The 23,516-nt window shown below is 43.2% G+C and carries 21 protein-coding genes; 5 read left to right on the forward strand and 16 right to left on the reverse strand.

Annotation, left to right across the window (positions count from 1 at the left end):
* Positions 1–66 precede the first annotated feature (66 nt).
* Positions 67–1,299, reverse strand: coding sequence for a DUF4861 domain-containing protein (locus tag ACNOGP_RS08720; protein ID WP_418214580.1), 1,233 nt, complete (start codon positions 1,297–1,299; stop codon positions 67–69).
* Between the two features lie 203 nt (positions 1,300–1,502).
* Positions 1,503–3,143, reverse strand: coding sequence for a glycoside hydrolase family 28 protein (locus tag ACNOGP_RS08725; RefSeq protein WP_418214581.1), 1,641 nt, complete (start codon positions 3,141–3,143; stop codon positions 1,503–1,505).
* A 235-nt stretch (positions 3,144–3,378) separates the two neighbouring features.
* Here ACNOGP_RS08725 and ACNOGP_RS08730 point away from each other — a divergent pair, with 235 nt between their 5' ends.
* From ACNOGP_RS08730 to ACNOGP_RS08740, 3 genes are read left to right on the forward strand one after another with little or no spacing between them, the layout of a single operon-like run.
* Entirely contained in the window at positions 3,379–4,236 is an 858-nt protein-coding gene (locus ACNOGP_RS08730; protein WP_007749728.1) for an enoyl-ACP reductase FabI, read from the forward strand.
* Between the two features lie 6 nt (positions 4,237–4,242).
* Positions 4,243–5,247, forward strand: coding sequence for a gliding motility lipoprotein GldB (locus ACNOGP_RS08735; RefSeq protein WP_143865545.1), 1,005 nt, complete (start codon positions 4,243–4,245; stop codon positions 5,245–5,247).
* Between the two features lie 31 nt (positions 5,248–5,278).
* Positions 5,279–5,983, forward strand: a complete 705-nt coding sequence (locus tag ACNOGP_RS08740; RefSeq protein ID WP_186966803.1) for an SAM-dependent methyltransferase — start codon at positions 5,279–5,281, stop codon at positions 5,981–5,983.
* Here the strand turns inward: ACNOGP_RS08740 and ACNOGP_RS08745 are convergent.
* The 3 genes from ACNOGP_RS08745 to ACNOGP_RS08755 all read right to left on the reverse strand — a co-directional run bounded on the left by ACNOGP_RS08745 (position 5,949) and on the right by ACNOGP_RS08755 (position 10,188).
* The gene (locus ACNOGP_RS08745; protein WP_007764997.1) at positions 5,949–7,067 is read right to left on the reverse strand and encodes a hypothetical protein; all 1,119 of its coding nucleotides are present in this window, start codon (positions 7,065–7,067) and stop codon (positions 5,949–5,951) included. The genes ACNOGP_RS08740 and ACNOGP_RS08745 overlap by 35 nt on opposite strands.
* 62 nt (positions 7,068–7,129) lie before the next feature.
* Positions 7,130–7,978: a lipoyl synthase gene (gene lipA, locus ACNOGP_RS08750; protein ID WP_418214582.1), complete on the reverse strand. Its 849-nt coding sequence runs from the start codon at positions 7,976–7,978 to the stop codon at positions 7,130–7,132.
* Entirely contained in the window at positions 7,978–10,188 is a 2,211-nt protein-coding gene (locus ACNOGP_RS08755; protein ID WP_418214583.1) for a S9 family peptidase, read from the reverse strand. Before ACNOGP_RS08755 ends, lipA begins: the two co-directional genes overlap by 1 nt.
* Before the next feature lie 308 nt (positions 10,189–10,496).
* On the opposite strand from ACNOGP_RS08755, the gene ACNOGP_RS08760 reads away from it, so the two are divergent.
* Positions 10,497–10,865 (forward strand): BlaI/MecI/CopY family transcriptional regulator, encoded by a 369-nt coding sequence (locus ACNOGP_RS08760; protein WP_009000503.1) that lies wholly within the window; start codon positions 10,497–10,499, stop codon positions 10,863–10,865.
* A 23-nt stretch (positions 10,866–10,888) separates the two neighbouring features.
* Positions 10,889–12,517 carry a M56 family metallopeptidase gene (locus tag ACNOGP_RS08765; RefSeq protein WP_418214584.1) on the forward strand — a complete coding sequence of 543 codons (1,629 nt, stop codon included), beginning with the start codon at positions 10,889–10,891 and terminating at the stop codon, positions 12,515–12,517.
* A gap of 31 nt (positions 12,518–12,548) precedes the next feature.
* Here ACNOGP_RS08765 and miaA read toward each other — a convergent pair whose 3' ends face one another.
* From miaA to ACNOGP_RS08820, 11 genes are all read right to left on the reverse strand, one after another.
* Complete coding sequence (gene miaA / locus ACNOGP_RS08770) at positions 12,549–13,448, reverse strand: tRNA (adenosine(37)-N6)-dimethylallyltransferase MiaA (RefSeq protein WP_418214585.1); 900 nt, start codon at positions 13,446–13,448, stop codon at positions 12,549–12,551.
* 97 nt (positions 13,449–13,545) lie between these two features.
* Entirely contained in the window at positions 13,546–14,100 is a 555-nt protein-coding gene (locus tag ACNOGP_RS08775) for an IS1096 element passenger TnpR family protein (protein WP_007765005.1), read from the reverse strand.
* Positions 14,101–14,121: 21 nt separating this feature from the next.
* Complete coding sequence (gene lpxA / locus ACNOGP_RS08780; RefSeq protein ID WP_418214586.1) at positions 14,122–14,889, reverse strand: acyl-ACP--UDP-N-acetylglucosamine O-acyltransferase; 768 nt, start codon at positions 14,887–14,889, stop codon at positions 14,122–14,124.
* Positions 14,890–14,908: 19 nt separating this feature from the next.
* Entirely contained in the window at positions 14,909–16,294 is a 1,386-nt protein-coding gene (locus ACNOGP_RS08785; protein WP_007757741.1) for a bifunctional UDP-3-O-[3-hydroxymyristoyl] N-acetylglucosamine deacetylase/3-hydroxyacyl-ACP dehydratase, read from the reverse strand.
* A 3-nt stretch (positions 16,295–16,297) separates the two neighbouring features.
* Positions 16,298–17,338, reverse strand: coding sequence for a UDP-3-O-(3-hydroxymyristoyl)glucosamine N-acyltransferase (gene lpxD, locus ACNOGP_RS08790; protein WP_272720300.1), 1,041 nt, complete (start codon positions 17,336–17,338; stop codon positions 16,298–16,300).
* A gap of 82 nt (positions 17,339–17,420) precedes the next feature.
* The gene (locus ACNOGP_RS08795; RefSeq protein WP_143865531.1) at positions 17,421–18,650 is read right to left on the reverse strand and encodes an HD domain-containing protein; all 1,230 of its coding nucleotides are present in this window, start codon (positions 18,648–18,650) and stop codon (positions 17,421–17,423) included.
* Between the two features lie 4 nt (positions 18,651–18,654).
* A complete protein-coding gene (pyrF, locus tag ACNOGP_RS08800; RefSeq protein ID WP_143865530.1) occupies positions 18,655–19,488 on the reverse strand; it encodes an orotidine-5'-phosphate decarboxylase in 834 nt (277 codons plus the stop codon).
* A gap of 58 nt (positions 19,489–19,546) precedes the next feature.
* Positions 19,547–20,659: a peptide chain release factor 1 gene (gene prfA / locus ACNOGP_RS08805; RefSeq protein ID WP_418214587.1), complete on the reverse strand. Its 1,113-nt coding sequence runs from the start codon at positions 20,657–20,659 to the stop codon at positions 19,547–19,549.
* A 3-nt stretch (positions 20,660–20,662) separates the two neighbouring features.
* Entirely contained in the window at positions 20,663–21,829 is a 1,167-nt protein-coding gene (locus tag ACNOGP_RS08810) for an AIR synthase-related protein (protein WP_418214588.1), read from the reverse strand.
* 90 nt (positions 21,830–21,919) lie between these two features.
* A complete protein-coding gene (locus ACNOGP_RS08815; protein ID WP_007757729.1) occupies positions 21,920–22,501 on the reverse strand; it encodes a LemA family protein in 582 nt (193 codons plus the stop codon).
* 93 nt (positions 22,502–22,594) lie between these two features.
* Positions 22,595–23,515, reverse strand: coding sequence for a TPM domain-containing protein (locus ACNOGP_RS08820; RefSeq protein ID WP_195531801.1), 921 nt, complete (start codon positions 23,513–23,515; stop codon positions 22,595–22,597).
* Position 23,516 lies beyond the last annotated feature (1 nt).

A 23,516-nucleotide genomic window follows, 5' to 3' on the forward strand; every position in this document is an offset into this window, starting at 1 on the left:
AAACCTCGTAAATTTTGTTAGTTGTATTTGTATCTACCTTATTTATATAGTGTGGATATCGCTTTGTTAGCGGATACCTTTAATTTTTACAGTTACCGGATGTGCCAGTTCTTCTTTCCATTTGCGGAGATAGGCAAACCAAGCTTCCGGAGTTTTATATCCGAATGTTTCTTTCATCGAAGTGAAAGTGGTATGATATTGGAAATAGTTGTTTCCCGGAGCGGTAATCGTATAGAGGAAGTTCGCTTTATCTTTTTCCTCCGATTGCACATAACGTTGCGGAATGCAGGTACCCAGCCCAACAGTTTCTTTGGCATATTTCACCGTATCATTGACAGGCCAGTCCGTACCCCAGCTTCCTACTAACCCCTTATGATCGGAGAAGGACTTGGAAGCGCCTACGATGTCCTGTACACCCGTGCAGAAAACTTCTTTATCGAGCGGTTCGTCAAAAAAAGCCTCGATGTGAAGGTCACGATGTCCGGCATACAGTGTGTAGCGGGTTGTCATGTCCAATTCCGTGCCTTGATATTTCCATCCGGTTACTTCTATTTCTGCAATTGCACGTACCGGACCGTAGGATATGATACGCTCCGTCCGTGTTTCTACCGGAGTGATATGCGTTGCCTTTTGTCCGTTCCAGCCTTTCAATGCACCCGGTCCGCAACTGTCGAATACGCGAAGTACGTCATCACCGAATCCTTTAGCTAACTGTGCGTCCGTTGGATAGAACTGAGATTCTTTGATTTCCAGGCCTTTATTGAATTTCCCATAGATGTCCGGTGTCTGCTTTTCGTTAAAGTAAAGTCGGTATCCCACCAGCTCCGATTCCAGAATCGGACCGTGAGGACGTACCATACTATATATATTACTGCTACCGGGAACGGTGATTGCCTGCACCCGCTGATGTTTCCCTTTCCGGTGGTCTGCGATAAACATATCGGCATATACCCGTTCCGGATAGGTCTTCGTGCTCTTCTCCGAAGAAAGAGTGACCTGGAATGTTTTTCTGCCATGAGCGGGAAGGTCGGCGACGAAAGCCAGTTCGTCCATCTTGCGGTCTTTGTCCAAATCATCTAGTTGGGAAGGAACCTCGTTCGTCCCTTCCATGACAACGGCGGATTTGATTTTGAAATCTGCGTGTAACTCATGCAGGTTGATAACAATCGGGGCGTCTGTTTTTGCCTGATTCCAATTGTTATGCACTTCTACCGTAATGGTTTTCTCCTGTTTCTGTGCTTGGGAAGACAAGTGGAAACCTCCTAAAAGGAAAGCAAGTATAATAAGATTCTTCTTCATGATTCTAAGGTTGATGTTATACGTCGTATTTCTCTTTGCAAAAGTAGTTGAAAAAAATAGCAGACTGTCTATCTTTGGAAGATAAAATAGTCTGCTATTTGAGCTTTTTACTCTATATAATGATATTGTGGTTTTCTTTTTTTGCACCACAGAGGACACTGAGGTCACAGAGGATTCGGTTTAATAATATAAAATCCATTTATTTAGATTTGTACCTCTGTGTCCTCTGCGTCCTCTGTGGTGAACTTCTTCTCTTTCGCCGATTCCTCATAAACCTTTCCGTCTATCGTCAGATTCTTGGCGTTCTTAACGTTTAATATATTGTTGCCTTTGGAAGATTCTACATATACATTTTCCAAAGTCACCCCGTCTACCTGGTTGATGACGATTCCGTCCGTTGCTTCTGTTATCACGACATCCTTAACAGTGACATTGCTGATCGGCATTTCAGGTAATCCGTTGAAGAACATAGCCCTTCCCGAACCTCTGCACACAATATTTGAAATGTGGATGTTGCGGAATGCGGGAGTTTCTTCTGTAACCGGGGGAATAGCGGTTTTCATGCGGTTCAACAGGTCTTCTTCCGATTCCTCACCAGCTCCCTTTCCACCGTAAAACAGGTCGAAGAGCAGCGGTTCGTTCGGTATGTTGATCATGTTGATGTTATTAATGTAGATGTTTTCTACCACACCGCCACGTCCACGTGTACTTTTGAAGCGCAGACCTACGTCAGTTCCCATAAAAGTACAATCTTCCACATAAATATTCTTCACACCACCGGACATTTCGCTACCTACCACGAATCCGCCGTGTCCGTGCAATACAGTGTTGTTTTTCACAATCACATTCTGACAAGGTTCTCCGCGACGGCGACCGTCTTCATCCTTGCCGGACTTGATACAGATCGCGTCATCTCCCGCATCAAACACACTGTTGATAATCAGCGCATTCTTACAAGATTCCAGGTCGATTGCATCACCATTCTGTGAATACCAGGGATTGATGACCATGATGTTGTTCACTGTAAAGTCTTCGCAAGACAGCGGATGCAGACACCAGCTCGGTGAATTCTTGAAGGTGACTCCTTCGAGCAGTATTTTTTTGCTTTTGGCAATGCTTAATAGTACAGGACGTAACCAAGGACGGATTTCATTCCACTCCTCATCCGTATTGATACCTTCGGGCACATTGAAATCTTTGCAAGCCATTGCTCCTTTCAGTGAACCGGGTGTAGGATACCATATTTCCTGTTTCTCGTCGAGTACACCGCCTGAATTGACCAGCTTTTTCCACTGTGATGCGGTCAGCTTTCCTTTTTTGACCGGCCGCCAGCAGTCACCGTTTCCATCGAATGTACCGTATCCTGTGATAGCGATATTTTCCGCATTGCGGGCTGAGATAGGAGATTGGCAACGGCGGGTTTCCAGCCCTTCAAAAGAAGTGGCGATAATGGGGTATGCTTCAAAGTCACCGGTGAAGAGTACCAGCGCGTTTCTTTCCGTATAAAGATTGACGTTACTTAGCAGTTCGATAGGTCCTGTCAGCCAGATACCTTCCGGGATAATCACTTTTCCCCCTCCATGTTGGTTTACGTCTTTGATAGCATCGTTGATCGCTTTCGTGTTCAGGAACAAACCGTCTCCTTTGGCTCCGAATTTTTCAATGTTCACTTCATAAGCAGGAAAAGCCGGTTGTTGTACTTTAGGCATTTCGAAAGGTAAATTCCGGTAAAGAGCATCACTTATCAAGTTCTCTTCTACGGCACACTCACTTTGTTTGCATCCTGAAATAAACGGCAAACAACATATAGCCATCCAGAGGAATCTTTTTGTCAATGTGTTCATTTAGTAATCTAATTTTCTATAGGGTTATACATTTTATTGTTTTTCTTGGTATTCTGTCGAGCACTGCAAGAACTCGTAATTAACGATTGCAAAGATAGGAGTGAAAGTTCAAGGGAATGTGGACTAATTGATAGAATACGTGTATTTTTTGTCATTTGTGTCTATTATTTGCACACTTCTCGTGTTTTTATGCAGAAATATCCTATCTTTGCACAAAATTTAACTATTAAAAGATATGAGTTACAACTTGTTGAAAGGAAAAAGAGGTATTATCTTCGGCGCGCTGAATGATCAGTCTATTGCTTGGAAAGTGGCTGAACGTGCTGTAGAAGAAGGTGCAACTATTACGTTATCAAATACTCCGATGGCTATCCGTATGGGAGAAGTCAATGCTTTGGCAGAAAAACTGAATTGCCAGATCGTTCCGGCAGATGCGACCAGTGTGGAGGATTTGTCGAATGTATTCAAGACCTCGATGGATATACTGGGCGGACAAATAGATTTTGTGCTCCACTCTATCGGTATGTCTCCCAACGTACGCAAGAAACGTACTTACGATGACCTTGACTATGGAATGTTGGATAAGACATTGGATATTTCGGCCGTTTCATTCCACAAAATGATTCAGTCGGCCAAGAAACTGAACGCTATTGCCGATTACGGCTCAATCGTTGCATTGAGTTATGTTGCTGCACAGCGTACTTTCTACGGCTACAACGATATGGCGGATGCAAAAGCGCTGTTGGAATCTATTGCCCGCAGTTTCGGTTATATCTACGGACGCGAACATAGTGTGCGTGTGAATACGATCTCTCAGTCGCCTACATTCACTACTGCAGGTTCGGGAGTGAAAGGTATGGATAAGCTGTTCGACTTTGCCAACCGTATGTCTCCGCTGGGAAATGCGACTGCTGACGAATGTGCCGATTATTGTATCGTGATGTTCTCCGACCTTACCCGTAAGGTGACTATGCAGAACTTGTTCCATGACGGTGGATTCTCCAGCGTAGGTATGAGTCTCCGTGCTATGGCTACATACGAGAAGGGGCTCGATGAGTACAAGGACGAAAATGGTAATATCATTTACGGATAATAAATTATGAAATTACGGATTTCTCTTCTTATTATAATAAGTATGCTTCTCGCCTCCTGTGGGATAAGCACAGGAAAAGGTACGGAGCAGAAAGAAGGAGAGATTTCTGTTCTGAGATATGATAAGCTGTTGAGCGAATATGTTCGCTCCAACAGCTTTTCTGCTATGCAGAAGTTGACGATGGATTACCGTATGCCGACAAAGATACTGATTGAGGATGTGCTGGCTATCGGCACGGTGAAAGATGATACGATTTCGCAACGCCTGCAAAAATTCTATTCAGATACGACGCTGGTTCGTCTGATGAATGATGTGGAAACTCAGTTTCCCAATTTGGATGCAGTAGAGGAGGGGCTTACTAAGGGGTTCCGGAAGTTGAAGAAGGAGGTTCCCAATACGGAGGTTCCGCTTGTCTACTCGCAAATCTCGGCGTTCAACGAGTCTATCGTTCTGGTAGATTCTCTGTTGGGTATCAGTCTGGATAAGTATATGGGAGAAGATTATCCTTTGTATAAGCGTTTCTATTACGATTACCAGTGTCGCTCCATGCGCCCGGAACGTATTGTGCCGGATTGTTTTTCGTTTTATCTTCTGAGCCGTTATGATATGGATTATCATGAGGGAACGTGCCTTATTGACTTGATGATACACTCCGGAAAGATTAATTATGTTGTGCAGAACTTGCTGGATTATGATAATATAGGCGAGGCGATGGGGTATTCGAAAGAGGAAAACGACTGGTGCAGGGAGAATGAAAAGGCTATCTGGGATTATATCTGTTCCAACGATCATCTTCATGCCCGTGATCCGATGGTATTCCGTTATTATATGAAACCGGCTCCGGCTGTTGAGATGTTGGGTTGCCAGGCTCCGGCATTGATAGGAACATGGGTCGGTGCGAGGATTGTTGCTTCGTATATGAAAAAGCATAAAGATATGAAGTTGAAAGATCTTTTAGAGTTTACCGACTATCATACAATGCTGAGTGAATCCAACTATCTGGCTTCTTGAGATAGATTAATTCTTAATTCTTCATTTAAAAGTGGAAACTGCCCTTTATTTGTTGCCCGTGACCTTAGGTGATACGCCTATTGAGAAAGTATTGCCTTCTTATAATAAGGAAATCATTTCCGGTATCCGGTATTTTATAGTCGAAGATATCCGTTCGGCCCGTCGTTTTCTGAAAAAGGTAGATAAGGAGATTGATATTGATGCGTTGACGTTTTATCCGTTGAATAAACATACTTCGCCCGAGGATATTTCCGGTTACTTGAAACCTCTGATAGGTGGTGCTTCTATGGGAGTTATCTCAGAGGCGGGGTGTCCGGCTGTTGCTGATCCGGGAGCGGATGTGGTGGCTATTGCACAGCGTAAAAAGTTGAAGGTGGTGCCTCTGGTCGGACCTTCTTCCATTATTCTTTCGGTGATGGGTTCGGGCTTTAACGGTCAGAGTTTCGCATTTCATGGTTATCTGCCGATTGAACCGGGAGAACGTGGCAAGAAACTGAAGGCATTGGAGCAGCGCGTGTATGCTGAGAATCAGACACAACTGTTTATCGAGACGCCTTATCGGAATCACAAAATGGTGGAAGACATTCTACAAAACTGCCGTCCGCAAACGAAGTTGTGCATTGCCGCCAATATTACTTGCGAAGGAGAGTATATCCAGACACGTACGGTGAAAGACTGGAAGGGGCATGTGCCCGATCTGTCTAAGATTCCTTGTATTTTTCTCTTATATAAATAACGTTTTTCAGGTGTTCGTATTCATCTTCGAAACAACAACTGAAGAAGCCTTTCCCTAGATTCTCTTCGATCTGTTTGAAATTCCATAACTTGCTGTTCTTGAAGCGGGGAGTACACAGAACGGAATCGTCCTCCAAATCGATGATAAATAGATAAATGAGACGGTTTGTCACTTCATTTTCAAAGTGATAGACGATATTGAATTCCGGCTTGATATCTTTTGCTTGGGGAATTGCATTACTGATCAGACGGTTGACACCTTCTGTCAAGGATTCTCCATAGCGAAGATAACATTCCATTGGAATATCCACTTTGTTCTTATCCAGAATGGCTGTGGACGGTCTGTCACAAAGAAAGAGCATTCCGTGTGTGGAGACAGCTATGCGTATCACCGGGTTGATATAGGTGTTCTTATAATTGATGGCTTCTATCGCGGGAGTCTTTCCAATCACGTCTCCTTTGGTATTGACAATAGGCACGTACTCTGTGTGAGCCATCAGGTGATTAAAGAAACGGATGGCGATCTGGTTGAACAAGATACTCATTATAAAGACTGTAGGAGGCAGTATCTTATAAAGTACAAACAAGCTGGTCTTGCTCAACGGAGACTGGAGAATAACGGTAATACTGATAATGATAAAATGAAGTATACCGAAAATCAAGACAATACGTGCCGATACGACAGCGGCTTCGGCTCCTTGGGCATATAAACGTTTTTTGCAAGCGCCTATCTGCCTTAAGAAATAGTTGATAAACCTTCTCTTATGCATATAAAGGCTTAACATGGGAATGAGAATACCTACTTCCAAGGTAAGCGGTAGAGCACCCGGCGGAACATAATCTCCCGGAATGAGTGCGGCTAAGGATAATAATGACAATACTCCGGTTGCTATGTATAGGATAAAGTTAGGGAGTAGTACCCCCTTTTGTCGGTGAGAAAGATATATACCTACGATACCTATACCTGTACCGATGTAAATAGCCGTGTCTTGCGTTATAAGTTCACACAATAAAATGGAAATAATAACGGGGACAAAACCCAGTGACATGTTAAATGCGGAAGAAAGTATTCCTTTATGCTCCATCTCTACTTAATGTTTATTTGTCGGTTCTGCTTATAAAACAAATAGTGCCTGTGTTTTGTTTGCTAACGGATGTGTTTCTCTGCATGGTAGGATGAACGGACAAGGGGAGCGCTCTCTACAATGTTAAATCCTTTTTCTAAACCGATTGTTTTGTATTTCGCAAATTGGAGGGGAGTTACGTATTCTGCAACGGGATAATGACGGTGGCTGGGTTGCAGGTATTGTCCGATAGTAAGAATCTGGCAACCGACAGTCAATAAGTCATCCATCAATGTTTCCACTTCTTCGGGCGTTTCTCCTAAACCGACCATAATGCCGCTTTTTGATTTCACTCCTTTGGAAGAGATGCGGCCGATTACTTGCAGACTTGTGTCGTAGTTGGCTGCACTGCGCACTAGCGGACTAATGCGGCGTACGGTTTCCATATTGTGTGAAATAATGTCGGGATGGGCCTCTATCACGAGATCTACCAGTTCCGTTTTTCCTTGAAAATCGGGTATCAGCACTTCGATGGTAGTCTGAGGATTCAGGCGCTTTATCTCGCGGATGGTACGTGCCCAATGTTCGGCCCCCAAGTCCGGGAGGTCGTCACGGTCTACGGAAGTGATGACAGCATGGTTGAGTTTCATGAGTGCGATAGACTCTGCCACATGAGTAGGCTCGTTACTATCCAGCGGATGTGGCCGACCGGTCTGTGTGTTGCAAAACTTACAACTGCGGGTGCAGATGTCACCGCCGATCATGAAAGTAGCCGTTCCTTTCCCCCAGCATTCTCCCATATTGGGGCAACGCCCACTGCTACAGATTGTGTGCAGGCAGTGGGAGTCAACTATTCGTTTGGTTTCAGTGTACCGTTCGTTGGCACCGATATTAATTTTCAGCCATTCAGGCTTACGTACTCTGTCAGCCATTACAAATTGTTCAAGAAGAAGTTAGTCAACCGGGTGTATAAGTGCTGACGAGTGTTTCCACCGTATATTCCGTGATTGCGATTGGTATAAATCTGCATATCAAACTGTTTTCCGAGTTGTACCAGCTGCTCGGCATACTCTGCACAATTCTGGAAATGAACGTTGTCATCTGCCATACCGTGTACGAGCAACAAGTTGCCATGCAGTTTGTCGGCACGGGTAAAAGCGGATGAGGCCTTGTATCCTTCTGCATTCTCTTTGGGAGTACGCATGAAACGTTCGGTATAAATAGTGTCATAAAAACGCCAGTCGGTCGGTGCGGCAACGGCTACGCCTGCCTTGAAAACGGGAGTACCTTCGCTCATGCTCATTAGAGTCATGTATCCGCCGTAGCTCCATCCCCAAATACCGATCCGGTCTTTATCCACGTATGCTTGTTTACCGAGATAGAGAGCGGTCTCCACTTGGTCTCTGGCTTCTTTTACTCCGATTTTCAGATAGGTACATTTCTCGAAGGCTTCTCCGCGTCCTCCTGTTCCCCGACCATCCACGCATACTACGATGTAGCCGAGACTCGCCATATAGGTTTCCCAACTGATTCCCCATGTATCCAATACTTGTTGCGAGCCCGGTCCGCTATATTGATACATCAACACCGGATATTTCTTCGATGCGGAGAAATTAACAGGTTTCATCATCCATCCGTTCAAGGTTACACCATCCGTAGTCTGGAAAGTAAAGAATTCTTTCTGCGGCACAGCATATCCGGACAGGGTCTGTTTCAACTTGTCATTCGTAACCAATGTTTTGAGAGTCTTACCCGAATTGTCGTTCAACGTAACCAACATGGGAGTATCAAGACTCGTAAACTTATTCATGTAGTACTTCATTGATTTGCTGAAGAGCGGGGTGTTGGTTCCGCTTTTTTGAGACAGCTTGGTCTTTTTACCTTTCTTATCTATCTTGTAGACTGCTTTACGCAAAGGACTTTCTTCATTGCTGGTGTAATAGAAAGATCCGTCCTCTTCGTCATATCCCAAGAAGTCTTTTACTTCGTATTTGCCGTTTGTAACCTTTTTGATCAGATTGCCTCCCATACTGTACCAATAGAGGTGGCTATAACCGTCACGCTCGCTGAGCAAACTGAAATATTCAGGATAGAATTCGATATTATCGAAGATGTTCTCCTTGATATAATAGGGTGATTCATCACGTAGCACCAGTTTGCAAAGTGTTGAACGTGGGTCGGCAAAATAAAGATCGAAGCGGTCTTGATGACGGTTCAGTGTCATGATGGCCAGCTTGTTGGCGTCTTTGGTAAAGCGGATGCGGGGAATGTATCCATCCGGATCCAACGGAAGTTTCATTGTGCGGGTGACGTGCGATTTGATATCATAAGTGCGTACCTCGACTTTGGAATTCGGATATCCGGCTTTCGGATACTTGTAGGTATATTCACCCGGATAGTCCTTCAAAGCATTAATGTGGGGTGCTTGTCCGGCAAATACCGGAAAAGAATAGGACGGTACTGCCGATTCGTCAAAACGGATGTAAGCGATTTGCGTATTATCGGCACTGAATTCCAACGCACGGTTAAAACTGAATTCTTCTTCATACACCCAGTCCGGGATGCCGTTGATAATAGAGTTCTGTTTACCGTCTTCGGTAATCTGGCTTTCACTATTGCCATAAAGCAGTTTCACAAGAAAGATATTGTTATCGCGGACAAAAGCTATCATTGTTCCGTCCGGAGAAAAGACGGGGACCTGTTGAGGTCCGCCGTCAGACAGCCGCTCAATAATGTTGTTTGTCGTAACGCCCTTATCATTTCGTTTCAAAGGGTAGATATAATGTACAGCTGTATATGAGTGCCGATAAATCGGGGTCGTCTTGGTAGCAAGCAGTAGTTTCTTTCCGTCGGGTGAGAACTGATAGCTGTCGAAGTGCTTGAAATCACATTCGCGGGCAGTCTTTACATCGAAGATCACCTCTACTTTTTCACCTGTCTTGAAAGAATATTTGATGATTTGAGTGCCGTCATCATTCATTTGTGTGTAATGTTCTCCATCAGGCATCGGAATTACGCCTTGAATATTTTCCGGGCGGAAACGTCCCGAGGTGATATCTTTTAAATCGAGTGCTTTTTGTCCTTGTGCCATTCCTGTCAGACAGAGAAGGCAGAGTAATAGAGTGATGCTGATCTTTTTCATCTGCTTTTTTAATTCGGTTTTGGTTTTTATTCGTAATTGCAAAAGTAACAATAAACTTAGATTCGACAAAACCTGATGGATTTTTATGCAGATTTGATAAGGATTATTGGGAAGTTTCAATCTCTTTGTGAAAAGGACTTTAAATATTACAAATAAACTGTGGGGCTAAAGGATTAGTAGAAATTCTGTTTCACAGGTATTTAATAGTAAGCTTTTCTTCTTAACTATAGCTTTTAGTTTACATTAACTAAATAAATTAGTTTATGAACTAAAACTTTTCGTTATTTGCAGCAAACAAAGTTGCAAATATGAAAGGATTAACAGCAAAAGAAGAAGAAATTATGGGCTTTTTCTGGGAAAAAGGCCCCTTGTTCGTGAAAGAAATGTTGGCTTTCTATGAAGAGCCCAAGCCGCATTTTAATACATTATCTACGATTGTGCGTGGGCTGGAAGAAAAAGGCTTTTTAGCTCACTATACTTTTGGGAATACTTATCAATACTATCCTGTAGTCAGCGAAGAGGATTTTCGTAAAGGAACGTTGCGGAATGTGATTAGCAAGTATTTTAATAATTCTTATCTGAATGCTGTTTCTTCTTTGGTTAAGGAGGAAGATATATCGCTGGATGAATTGAAGCAACTTATTCACGAAGTGGAACAGGCTGATAAGAAACACTAATCTTTTTAACGAAAATCTATGCTATGGGAGTTTTCTTCATCTATATATTAAAATCGTCAGTTTGTCTTGTTTTGTTTTACCTGTTTTTCAGGTTATTACTTAGCAAGGAAACTTTTCATCGTTTCAATCGGATGGCTTTATTGGGAGTGTTGTTCTTTTCATTACTCATTCCTTGTATCGAAGTAACTACCCGGCATCAGGTTGAGGTGCAACAGGCTATGCTTTCCATCGAGCAGTTGCTACTGATGGCAGAGTTGGAAGCTACCCCTGTTGAAGCCGGTGCAGTGCAGGAAACGGTGGCGTCCTGGATACAAGTTGTTTTGCTGGTCTATTTGGCGGGTATTCTATTTCTTGCCTGTCGGAGTATTTATTCGTTGATAAGTCTTTTCCGGTTGATACATTCCGGAAAACGGGAGAAGTTAGAGAAAGGGGGTACGCTTGTGATACACCATCAAGAGATAGCTCCGTTCAGTTGGATGAAGTATATTGTGATTAGTCAAAAAGATCTGGAAGAGAATGGGCGGGAGATTCTCATACATGAAATGGCTCATATTCACCACCGCCATTCTATTGACTTGTTATTGGCGGATATTTGTATCTTTTTCCAATGGTTCAATCCCGGTGCATGGTTGTTGAAACAAGAGTTGCAGAATATTCATGAGTACGAAGCGGATGAGACTGTAATCAATGAGGGTGTAAACGCGAAAGAATATCAACTATTATTAATAAAAAAAGCTGTTGGCACAAGGCTCTACTCTATGGTCAACAGCTTTAATCACAGTAAACTTAAAAAACGTATCACTATGATGTTAAAAGAAAAATCGAATCCGTGGGCACGGTTGAAGTATTTGTATGTACTTCCGTTGGCAGCTATTGCAGTAACTGCTTTTGCCCGTCCTGAAATCTCTGAAAAAATGGAAGAGATTTCTGTTGCCAAAGTTAATGATTTGGCAGCAATTGTAGAAAAAAAGAGTGAAGAAAATGTTGTTAAAGAACCGGCTGATACTGCTAAAAATAAGGTGATAGTAGTAGGGTATCGTGCAGAAAAGAAAGATTCTGTCTTAACATCCGGAGAAAAGAAGGTAGCTCTTTCGGTGCGGGGAGTTTCAGGTGAAGAAAAACCTTTAGTTATTATTAATGGGAAGGAGTCGGATTATGAAGTGGTAAATGCTTTGAATCCGGAACGTATTGAGAGTATCTCGGTTATAGGTGCTGAAAAGGCTATCAAGATTTATGGGGAAAAGGCTAAGGATGGATTGATGGATATAAAGCTATATTCGGAAAAGAAGTTTAAACCGAAAAAGATAGAAATAGGAAGTCTTAATAAAACAAGGTTAGACGCATTGAATAGTGGGGCTAAGAATTGGGGTGTTACGTTTCATTCTGCTACTGGAGGGAAGCCTTTGATTATTATTGATGGCAAAGAGGCTTCTGGTGATGATCCTTTGGCAAATATATCTCCTGATCGTATTAGAAGCATATCTGTATTGAAAGATAAGAATGCTTTGGCGGCTTATGGTGATAAGGGGAAGAATGGAGTGATTGAAGTGAATCTTTTAGTAAAAGAGGAATATCAAGTACGTCAGATTCCTATTCGTACTGTGAATGATACAGTAACTTCAACAATAAAAATAACCGCATCTGAAGAATAACAGTGGATTTTTCAAATACGGTCAGAATACATTATGATAAGAATTGACGGAGGTACGCCAGTATCTCCGTTTCTTGTTCCGGATGGAACCATTGTATTTCTTCATCCCGTTTGAACCAAGTCATCTGTTTACGTGAATAAATGCGGGAGTTTTGCTTGATTTTATCTATGGCAAAGGGGAGTTCCCATTCTCCATCCAGATACTTGAACAGCTCTTTATAACCTACTGTGTTGAGCGAATTGAGGTGGCGATAGGGAAGTACCGAGCGTACTTCTTCCAGTAATCCTTCTTCCATCATCATATCTACCCGACGGTTAATACGGTCATACAACTCTTCCCGGTCACGGGTTAATCCTATTTTAATAATGCGGAACGGACGTTCTTTCTTTTGTTGGGTGCGGAACGAAGTATAAGTGCGTCCGGTCATATAACAAATTTCCAATGCATGAATTACCCGTTTGGGATTCTTCAGATCGACTATCCGATAATATTCCGGATCCAGCAGGCGAAGTTCTGCACAGAGTTGTTCAAGTCCTTCTTCCTCATATTTCTGTAGCATGAGTTGGCGGGTTTCCGCATCAACGGTAGGAATATCGTCGATACCTTTACAAATAGCGTCTACATACATCATTGAGCCACCGGTAAGAACTACGACCTCGTGTTGCATAAATAACTTATCGAGGATTTCCAACGCTTCCGTTTCGTATTGAGCGGCACTGTAATAATCTGTCAAATGGAGCGTACCGACCAAATAATGAGGTACACGTTTGAGCTGGTCGGGAGTAGGAGCTGCCGTACCTATTTTTAATTCGGCATAAAGTTGTCTTGAATCAGCAGATACAATGCTTGTTTGAAAAGACTCTGCTATCCGTAGGCTTAATTCTGTTTTTCCTACACCGGTAGGACCTATAAGAACAATGAGAGTAGGCAAGGGGGATAAGTGGTTAATGGTAACAGATTAGTGATTTAATGATCTGTGGATAAAACGAATCTTTACCACACTTATCATTAAATCACTAATCGTTAAATTAATATTTATCTTCATCATAAGGGCTACCTGCATCGCCACCGATATCGAATCCTTCTTGGTCGAAGTCTTCCATATCGAAGTCTTGGTCGCCATAGAAATTTTCATCTAAATCAAGCGAACCGCCGCTAGCAGCCATTTCTTCAAAATCTACAGTCTGTTTGGGAGCTTCTCCGGATTTCTTGGTACATTTGGCACCTGTCATATTCTTTCCGGTGATAATCTCAGATAGTTCGATGAAGAAACAACGTTCTGTCATGTAATCGAATACGTAGAGTAATTTCTGCTTCTCATCTTCTACTAATTCGCTGATTGTAGTTTCTTTCATCACCCAGCTATCCATTTCGGGATTATCATCCATTTCTTCCAGAGTTACTTCTTTTTCTTTTTCCCAATCATCATCGCAGATAAAAAAAGAAGTCATCTGGTCGTTTGTATACCCTGCTGATTTCAGTATTGCCTCATGGAAGTCAAAGAAAGTAGCTTCCGGGTCAATTTGTATTTCTCTGACAAAATCGTCAACTTCATCAGATATAATAGTAAATCTGTATATCATAATATGACTATTTTGAACTGTTTATTTAATAATGCCACGCTCTGAGTTACGGATGAAGTTGATAATATAGTCAATCTCCGGACTCTTTTCAAATTCATCTTCAATTTTCTTTAATGCTTCTGTCGTATTCAAACCACTTTGATAGATGATACGATAGGCATTGTGAATGCTTTCGATCACTTCATTGGCAAAACCGCGACGGCGCAGACCGATGATGTTGATACCACTGAAGGCGATCGGTTCGCGTCCTGCGATGATGTAAGGAGGGATATCTTTGCTGAAACGACATCCGCCTTGAATCATTACATGACTACCTACATGACAAAATTGGTGCATCAATACGTTAGCACTGACGATTGCATTGTCGTCAATCACGATTTCGCCTGCCATTTTGGTAGAATTGCCTATGATACATCCGTTTCCCACTAATGCATCGTGCGCTACGTGCACACCCTCCATCAGTAAGTTGTTGCTTCCCACAATCGTGCGCCCTTTAGCTGCCGTACCACGGTTGATTGTTACGTTTTCGCGAATCAGGTTGTTGTCTCCGATTTCAGCGGTTGATTTTTCTCCGCGAAATTTAAGGTCTTGCGGGATGGCCCCAATGACGGCTCCCGGAAATATAGTGTTTCCGTTACCGATACGCGAGCCATATAAAATATTGGCATTAGCCATAATTTTATTATTGTCGCCGATAACCACGTTTTTATCTATGAATACAAAAGGCGCAATTTCTACATTTTCCCCTATTTTAGCTTCGGGATGGATATACGCTAAAGGACTTATCATTTGAATTTCCAATTGTTAATTACTTGTTTTTTACTATTTGTGCCATGAATTCAGCTTCGCAAACCACTTTCTCTCCAACAAATGCATAACCTTTCATGGTAGAGATTCCACGACGGATGGGGGCTAACAATTCCACACGGAAAATCAGTGTATCTCCCGGCACTACTTTCTGGCGGAATTTCACACCGTCTATCTTCATGAAATAAGTAGAATAACGTTCCGGTTCATCAACAGAGTTGAGAACAAGCAAACCTCCGACCTGTGCCATAGCCTCTACCTGAAGTACACCCGGCATAACGGGTTCTTGTGGGAAATGACCTTGGAAGAAAGGTTCATTAGCAGTGATATTCTTGACGCCTACAATATAGTTGGCACCAATTTCAATTACTTTGTCCACCAATTGGAACGGATAACGGTGAGGCAGTAGCTCACGGATACGGTTTACATCCATTACCGGTTCCCGATTGCAGTCATAGCCCGGTGCCTGGATTTCGTGCAGACGGATTTCTTTCCGCATCTGACGGGCGAATTTGTTGTTGATAGTATGCCCGGGACGGGTAGCGATGATACGTCCTTTGATCGGTTTACCGATTAAAGCAAGGTCACCGATAACATCAAGTAATTTGTGACGTGCACATTCGTTCGGCCAAACCAATGGCTTGTGATTAATATAGCCTAACTGGTTGGCGTCCATGTGGGGTACTCCCATCACATCTGCCAACTTATCGAAACTTTCTTGCGACATCTTACGTTCGTAGATTACGATAGCGTTATCCAAGTCGCCACCTTTAATCAGGCCGGCGGAAAGTAACGGTTCTATTTCGCGAACAAAGACGAAAGTACGGCTGGCAGCCACTTCGTCTTTGAATTTATGCATATCTTCGAGTGTTGCAAACTGATTCGGAATGATGGTTGAATCGTAGGAAACCAATACATTCAGGCTAAAATTCTCATCCGGCAATACGATGATGGATGAACCGGTCGTTTCATCCCGGAACTCTATTTTAGATTTGATAATATAAAAGTCCTTGACAGCATTCTGTTCTACTGTTCCTACACGTTCTATTTCTTGTACATAATATTGTGCACTACCATCCAATATCGGAAATTCCGGGCCGTTTACCTGGATAAGACAGTTATCAATGCCCAATGCGTAAAGGGCTGCCATACCATGTTCCACGGTGCTTACTTTAACTCCATTCTTCGACAAAACAGTACCACGTGTGGTTTCCACCACATTGTCGGCTACTGCATCGATTATTGGTTGTCCTTCTACGTCAATACGTTGGATTTTATATCCGTGATTGTCCGGAGCCGGATTGAATGTTACAGTGAGATCAAGTCCAGTGTGAAGACCTTTCCCGCTCAGTGAAAAGCTATCTTTCAGCGTTTTTTGTTTCAGCATTGGTTACTTATTTAATAGTTGTTTTAATTCTTCGATTTCTTTGCGCAGGTCACGTAGCTCCTTCTGCATATCCGGCAGGCTTTTTCTTACGATGGACGCTTTGAAATATTGTTTGGGGTCCATAGGTGGAGTTCCGATCAGCTGGCTTCCGGATTTGATGTCTCCGGGAACACCGGATTGTGCACCCAATCCTACTTTATCCCCTATTTTGATGTGTCCGGCAATACCGACCTGACCGCCGAACATACACCATTCACCGATTTTTGTAGAGCCGGCAATACCGACTTGCGCAGCCATTACCGTATGTGAACCTATTTCATCATTATGTGCTATCTGCACCAGATTATCTATTTTAGCACCACTATGTACTATTGTAGCTCCCATTGTAGCACGGTCTACACAGGTATTGGCGCCTATATCCACTTTATCTTCCAGAATCACGATTCCGATTTGAGGAATCTTATCGTATCCGTTCGGAGTAGGAGCAAAGCCAAATCCGTCCGCCCCGATCACAGCACCTGAATGCAGGATACATTCATTACCTATACGGCAGTCGTGGTAGATGTTGACATTTGAGTAAAGCAGACAATTATCACCTATTTTCACGCCGTCTCCAACAAAAGTATGCGGATAAATCTGGGTGTTATCTCCAATTACGGTATTTTCACCGATATAGGCAAAAGCACCAATGTATACATTCTCACCAATCTTGGCACTGGGGGCGACAAATGCTAGTGAATCAATACCTTGTTTTTTAGGTTTGCTCGTTTCGTAGAGATTGAGCAGTTTCGCCAGGCTTTCGTATGCATTTTCCACTTTGATAAGAGTGGCTTTGATTTCATGTTCAGGAGTAAAATCCTTGTTAACCAGGACAATGCTTGATTGTGTTTCGTAGATATAAGGTGTATATTTAGGGTTCGACAGGAAAGAAATAGCTCCGGGCATTCCCTCTTCAATTTTAGCGAATGTGTGTACCGTAGCGTTTTCGTCTCCAATGATTTCCCCTTGGATAAATTCTGCAATTTGCTTAGCCGAGAACTCCATGTCTTTTGTTTAAAATTTAATTAGTTCACAAATAACGGACTTTTTTTTCAGATTTCCGTGTTATTGAATGAATATTTTATACTTATCTGTGTAATCTCTGGTAACAGAGATAGTATTTCTTTACCTTTTTGGACAATAATGAGATGTTCAGCATGTCCGAAGCTTCGGCTATGTTTTTGATTGTGCCGTCGTTATAGATAATGTCAATACTGTCATCTGCCGGGTCGTACATATTCTTTTCGATGCTGGGGGTAGAAACAAAATAGTTCGCTTCGGAAAGGGGGATGTCTAGTTGTTGGCTGATTTGCAAAGTTAATTCTTTTTTTCTGTCCTCACTAATCGGTTCCGACGAAATTTCCACTTTGAAGATATTTCGGTTAATCATTCCCATACTTAAAGTAGAAAGTACTTTATCGGTATGTGTGCTCCATACTTTCAAAGCCGTCCAGATATCATTGTCATCCAGCTGGATAAAATTCTCCAGGCAATCGGGATTGCTGTAGAATTCTGTAGGAGTGATGTCGTTGTAAAGGAAGAAACGTAATGCAGGCGATGCGAACAGTTCTATTCCTTGTGAGGCTAGTTCTTTAGCGCGTAGAAGAGTACTGATCAACATTTTTTCGTATGCGACCGAAGTTTTGTGCAGGTATACTTGCCAATACATCAGACGGCGTGCCGTAAGAAAGTTCTCTATGGAATAGATACCTTTAGACTCGACTACGAGACGGTCATCGGCCACATCAAGCATTTTTATGATCCGTGCAGAGCCGATGTTTCCTTCTGTTACTCCTGTATAAAAACTGTCACGACGAAGATAATCAAGCCGGTCCATGTCCAGTTGCCCGCTAACCAGCTGATGCAAGAAACGTTTTGGATATTCATCCTTGAAGATTTGGATGGCAAGACTGAGTTGTCCGTTCATCTCCTTGTTCATCCGTTCCATCAGCATGAGGGAAATTTCTTCGTGAGGAATTCCTTTCACGATTGTATCCTCCAGTACGTGTGAGAATGGGCCATGCCCAATGTCATGCAGAAGGATGGCAGCCTGCACAGCTTCCGCTTCACTGTCAAAGATAAAATTACCTTTGGACGCTAGTTGGGTGATTGCTTCGCTCATTAGGTAGAATGCTCCCAGTGAATGTTGGAAACGGGTGTGCTGTGCACCGGGATATACTACCGATGAGAGTCCTACCTGCTTGATGCGGGTAAGACGCTGCAATAGGGGATGACGTACAATATCATACAGCAACCCCTTGGGGATATTAATGAACCCGAATACCGGGTCGTTAATTATCTTTCTTTCGTAGACCACTTAATTACTGATTGTTAATCACTCTCTTCAATTGTTCTGCCATTTGTGCCTGAACTTCTTGTGCGGCAGTACGGGCAGCTTCTGCAAACTTTTCTGTCTTATCTACGTAGATAATGCCACGGGAAGAGTTTACAATCAATCCACAAGTGCTATTCATACCATATTTGCAAACTTCTTCGAGCGAGCCGCCTTGCGCTCCGATACCGGGAACGAGAAGGAAATGGTCAGGAACAATTTTGCGGATATCTTCAAAAGCACGTCCTTGAGTAGCACCTACTACGTACATCATACGGTCATCGTTTGCCCATTCCTGTGATTTGCGTAGTACTTTTTCAAACAGACGTTCGCCATTTGCATCTTCTGTCAATTGGAAGTCATGAGATCCTTTGTTGGAAGTCAATGCCAACAGGATAACCCATTTGTTGTCGTAAGTAAGAAACGGAGTCACACTGTCTTCTCCCATGTAAGGAGCTACGGTTACAGAGTCGATATCCAGTTCCTCGAAGAAAGTACGGGCATACATGGCGGAAGTGTTTCCTATGTCACCACGTTTTGCATCGGCAATGATGAACTGATCCGGATAATTATCCTTGATATACTTTACTGTCTTTTCAAAAGCGATCCATCCTTTTACACCCATACTTTCGTAAAAAGCCAAATTGGGTTTGTAGGCTATGCACAAATCGGCTGTCGCGTCGATGATTGCCTTATTGAAAGCAAAAATCGGATCTTCTTCTTTCAGCAGATGTTCCGGGATTTTCTTGATGTCAGTATCAAGCCCTACACAAAGGAATGATTTTTTGCGTTTTATGTTTTCAAATAATTCTTTCTTATCCATTTTATTATTTATATATTACTATTTTAGAATCACTCTCAACTCTCAACTTTCAACTTATCTAAAGTTCGCTTTCCTTCAACCGTTCCGCATTTTCAGCTACGATCAGGTGGTCGATACAGTCTTGTATATCCCCGTCCATGAAAGCCGCAAGATTATAAATCGTGTAATTAATGCGGTGGTCGGTGATACGTCCTTGCGGATAGTTGTATGTACGGATTTTCGCAGAGCGGTCTCCCGTTGAAACCATCGTTTTACGTTTGGAAGCAATGTCGTCGATATATTTCTGATGCTCCTTGTCGTAGATGAAAGTACGGAGGCGGGCCAATGCGCGCTCTTTATTTTTGGGTTGGTCGCGTGTCTCGGTACATTCGATCAGGATTTCTTCGGCAACACCGGTATTAGGGTTCTTCCAGATATAGCGCAGACGCACTCCGGATTCTACCTTATTAACGTTCTGTCCACCCGCGCCGCCACTTCGGAAAGTATCCCATTTGATCTCTCCTTCGTTGATGACCACATCGAACTCTTCCGCTTCAGGAAGTACGGCTACCGAAGCTGCCGAAGTATGTACACGTCCCTGAGTCTCTGTGGCGGGAACACGCTGTACGCGGTGTACACCCGATTCATACTTCAATGTGCCGTAAACATTGTCTCCCGTGACGCTACAAACTATTTCCTTGTATCCGCCGGCAGTTCCTTCATTGGCGTTGGAGACTTCCAGTTTCCATCCTTTTACTTCGCAGTATTTGGCATACATGCGGAAAAGGTCACCGGCAAAGATTGCCGCTTCATCGCCTCCTGCTCCACCACGAATTTCAAGAATGGCATTCTTGCTGTCTTGCGGGTCGGCAGGAACAAGCATTAACTTGATTTCTTCCTCCAATACCGGAAGGCGTTCCTGGCTAAGGTCCATTTCCTCTTTGGCCATTTCGCGTATATCTGCATCCGACTCGGTGGCAAGGATATTTTTAGCTTCTTCGATGTTGCCCAGTAATTGAATATATTCCTTGCGGGCTTTCATCAAGTCATTCAGTTCCTTGTATTCCTTTGTCAGTTTGACATAACGTTTCTGGTCGGCAATGACTGCCGGGTCGGTGATGAGGGTTGATATTTCTTCAAAACGGGCTACAAGACCGTCCAGTTTCTCTAATATGGTACTGTTATCTGCCATTCTTTAGTATCTAAATTCTCCGAATTCACTCTTAATGATTAATTCAGTCTTGTCACATGCTTCGATACGCCCGACAATCTGTGCCGGTATTCCAAATGATTCGGAAATGGCGATAACTTCTTCAGCATGTTCCGGTGACAGATAGACTTCAAGCCGATGTCCCATATTGAACACCTTGTACATTTCCGCCCAATCTGTGCCACTTTGTTCTTGAATAGTCTTGAATAAAGGAGGAACAGGGAAAAGGTTATCTTTCACTACACGAACGTTTTCAACAAAGTGTAAAACTTTGGTTTGTGCACCACCGGAGCAGTGTACCATTCCGTGTATTTCAGGACGTAGTGCATCCAACAACTTCTTTACTACCGGCGCGTATGTACGGGTAGGAGAGAGTACTAACTTGCCGGCGTCGATCGGAGAGCCTTCCACATTGTCTGTCAATTTTAGATTTCCAGAATAAACCAGTTCTTCGGGAACTGCCACATCATAGCTTTCCGGATATTTTTCTGCAAGGTATTTGCCGAATACATCGTGGCGGGCACTTGTCAGGCCGTTGCTGCCCATGCCGCCGTTGTATTCTTTTTCATAAGTAGCTTGTCCGTAAGAAGCAAGACCGACAATTACATCACCCGGACGGATGTTGGCATTGTCTATCACATCCGAACGTTTCATGCGGCAAGTTACTGTGGAATCAACAATAATAGTGCGGACAAGATCACCGACGTCGGCTGTCTCACCACCGGTGGCATATACGCCTACTCCCATTTCGCGGAGCTCGGCAAGCAGCTCATCCGTTCCATTGATAATGGCGGAAATTACTTCCCCCGGAATTAACAGCTTGTTGCGTCCGATGGTAGAAGAGACAAGAATATTATCTACGGCTCCCACGCAAAGCAGGTCATCGATATTCATGATCAAAGCGTCCTGCGCAATACCTTTCCAAACGGATAGGTCGCCGGTTTCTTTCCAATACATATAAGCAAGCGAAGACTTGGTTCCGGCTCCGTCGGCATGCATGATGTTACAGTATTCCGGATCGCCTCCCAATATATCGGGAATGATTTTGCAGAATGCTTTAGGAAAAATTCCTTTGTCGATGTTCTTGATGGCGTTGTGCACATCTTCTTTTGATGCGCTTACGCCACGCATCATGTATCGTTGATTACTCATGAGTTATAGAATTATTTTGTATACGGCTGCAAAAGTACTGCTTTTTTTTTGTACAGCCAACTATCTTACTAGAAATGCCGTTGCCTCTTTTCAGAACTCTACCTTCGGTGCTTTTTCGCTACCTTCTTCCGCTTCGAAGTAAGCTTTCTTTTCAAATCCGAACATTCCGGCAAAGATATTCTTGGGGAAACGACGGATATTGGTGTTATAAGCCTGTGCAGCATCATTGAAATTTTTGCGTGCCACGTTGATACGGTTTTCCGTCCCCTCCAATTGTGCTTGTAGTTCAAGGAAGTTCTGATTAGCCTTCAAATCCGGATAATTTTCCGTGATCGCTAATAATTTGCCTAAGGCGGAAGTAACGGCACCCTGTGCTTTCTGATATTGAGCGAGTTTTTCCGGTGTCAGGTCGGCTGCATCGACTTTCATTTGTGTTGCTTGACTGCGTGCTTCAACCACTCCTTCCAGCGTTTCTTTTTCATGTGTCGCATACCCTTTTACTGTATTTACCAGGTTGGGAATTAAATCGGCGCGGCGTTGGTATTGAGTTTCTACATTGGCCCATTGACCATTTACTTTCTCATCCATAGCGACAAGACCGTTGTACATGCTGACAGCCCAAATGACAATGACAGCTATAACAGCTAAAATAATGATAACTGACTTTTTCATATTTATCGTTTTTATTGATTGATATTGATAATTTGATTTTAAATCTTGGTGTTTCCTTGACTTTCCTAGGTTTTAGTTGGAGTCGTGAATTGACTAGAATCGTGAACCGGCACCACCTCCGCCGCCCATTCCTCCACCGAAGCTTCCTCCGCCAAAACCGCCTCCGCCTCCGAAACTTCTGCCTCCGCCGAAACCACCAATAAACGGACCGCCGCCACCACCTCGGTGATGATAATCATTGTCATAACTTTGTTGGCGACGTGTGAGGGTGTGACCGCAATTTCTACACGTGTAAGTGATGTCTTCGGTTTTCACGCCATTGACTCTGGAGATCAGCCGGCTACCGCTTCTTTGTAACGTGTGCTTTCCGCATTTCGGACAACGGCTTTGCTTGCGTGCGGAAAGGAAAGCGATACCTCCACCAATCAGTATAAAGAAAAATATGGCGAGGATGAAATCGAATGAACCTCCGTTATTGGTTGAACCGGAAAGAGAATCGTTCTCCATAGAACCGTCAAGGACTTGGCAAGTCGCTTTCAAACCGGCCACCATTCCGGCATTCCAATTCCCGTCTTTCAGATACGGAATCATGTATTTCGTCTGAATCCTCTTGCAGATGGCGTCGGGGAGAACTCCTTCCAGACCGTATCCGGTATAAAATTGAATGCAGCGTTGGTCGGTTACCAATAGAATAACCAAACCGTTATTCTTGTCTTTCTTTCCTACCCCCCATTGATTGAGCAGTTGATGACAGAAATCGAAACAATCTTCCTCTCCAATGGAGGGAACCACTGCAACGACTGTCTCAATACCGGTTTGCAGTTCTAAAGCATAAAGCATGGAGTCTATACTATCACAGGCTGCTTTTGACAGTATTCCCGCAGGATTACATACATATTGCATTTTGTTCTGTAAGTGGACTTTCGGAAGATTGTCTACTGTGTACACTTTCTCCTGAGCCCGTAAGGGGGTCAGCAAGAAAGTAATAGCTATGAATGTGAATATTAATTTCATC

Source organism: Bacteroides difficilis, assembly GCF_048319815.1.
GTDB classification, from domain to species: Bacteria; Bacteroidota; Bacteroidia; order Bacteroidales; family Bacteroidaceae; genus Bacteroides; species Bacteroides zhangwenhongii.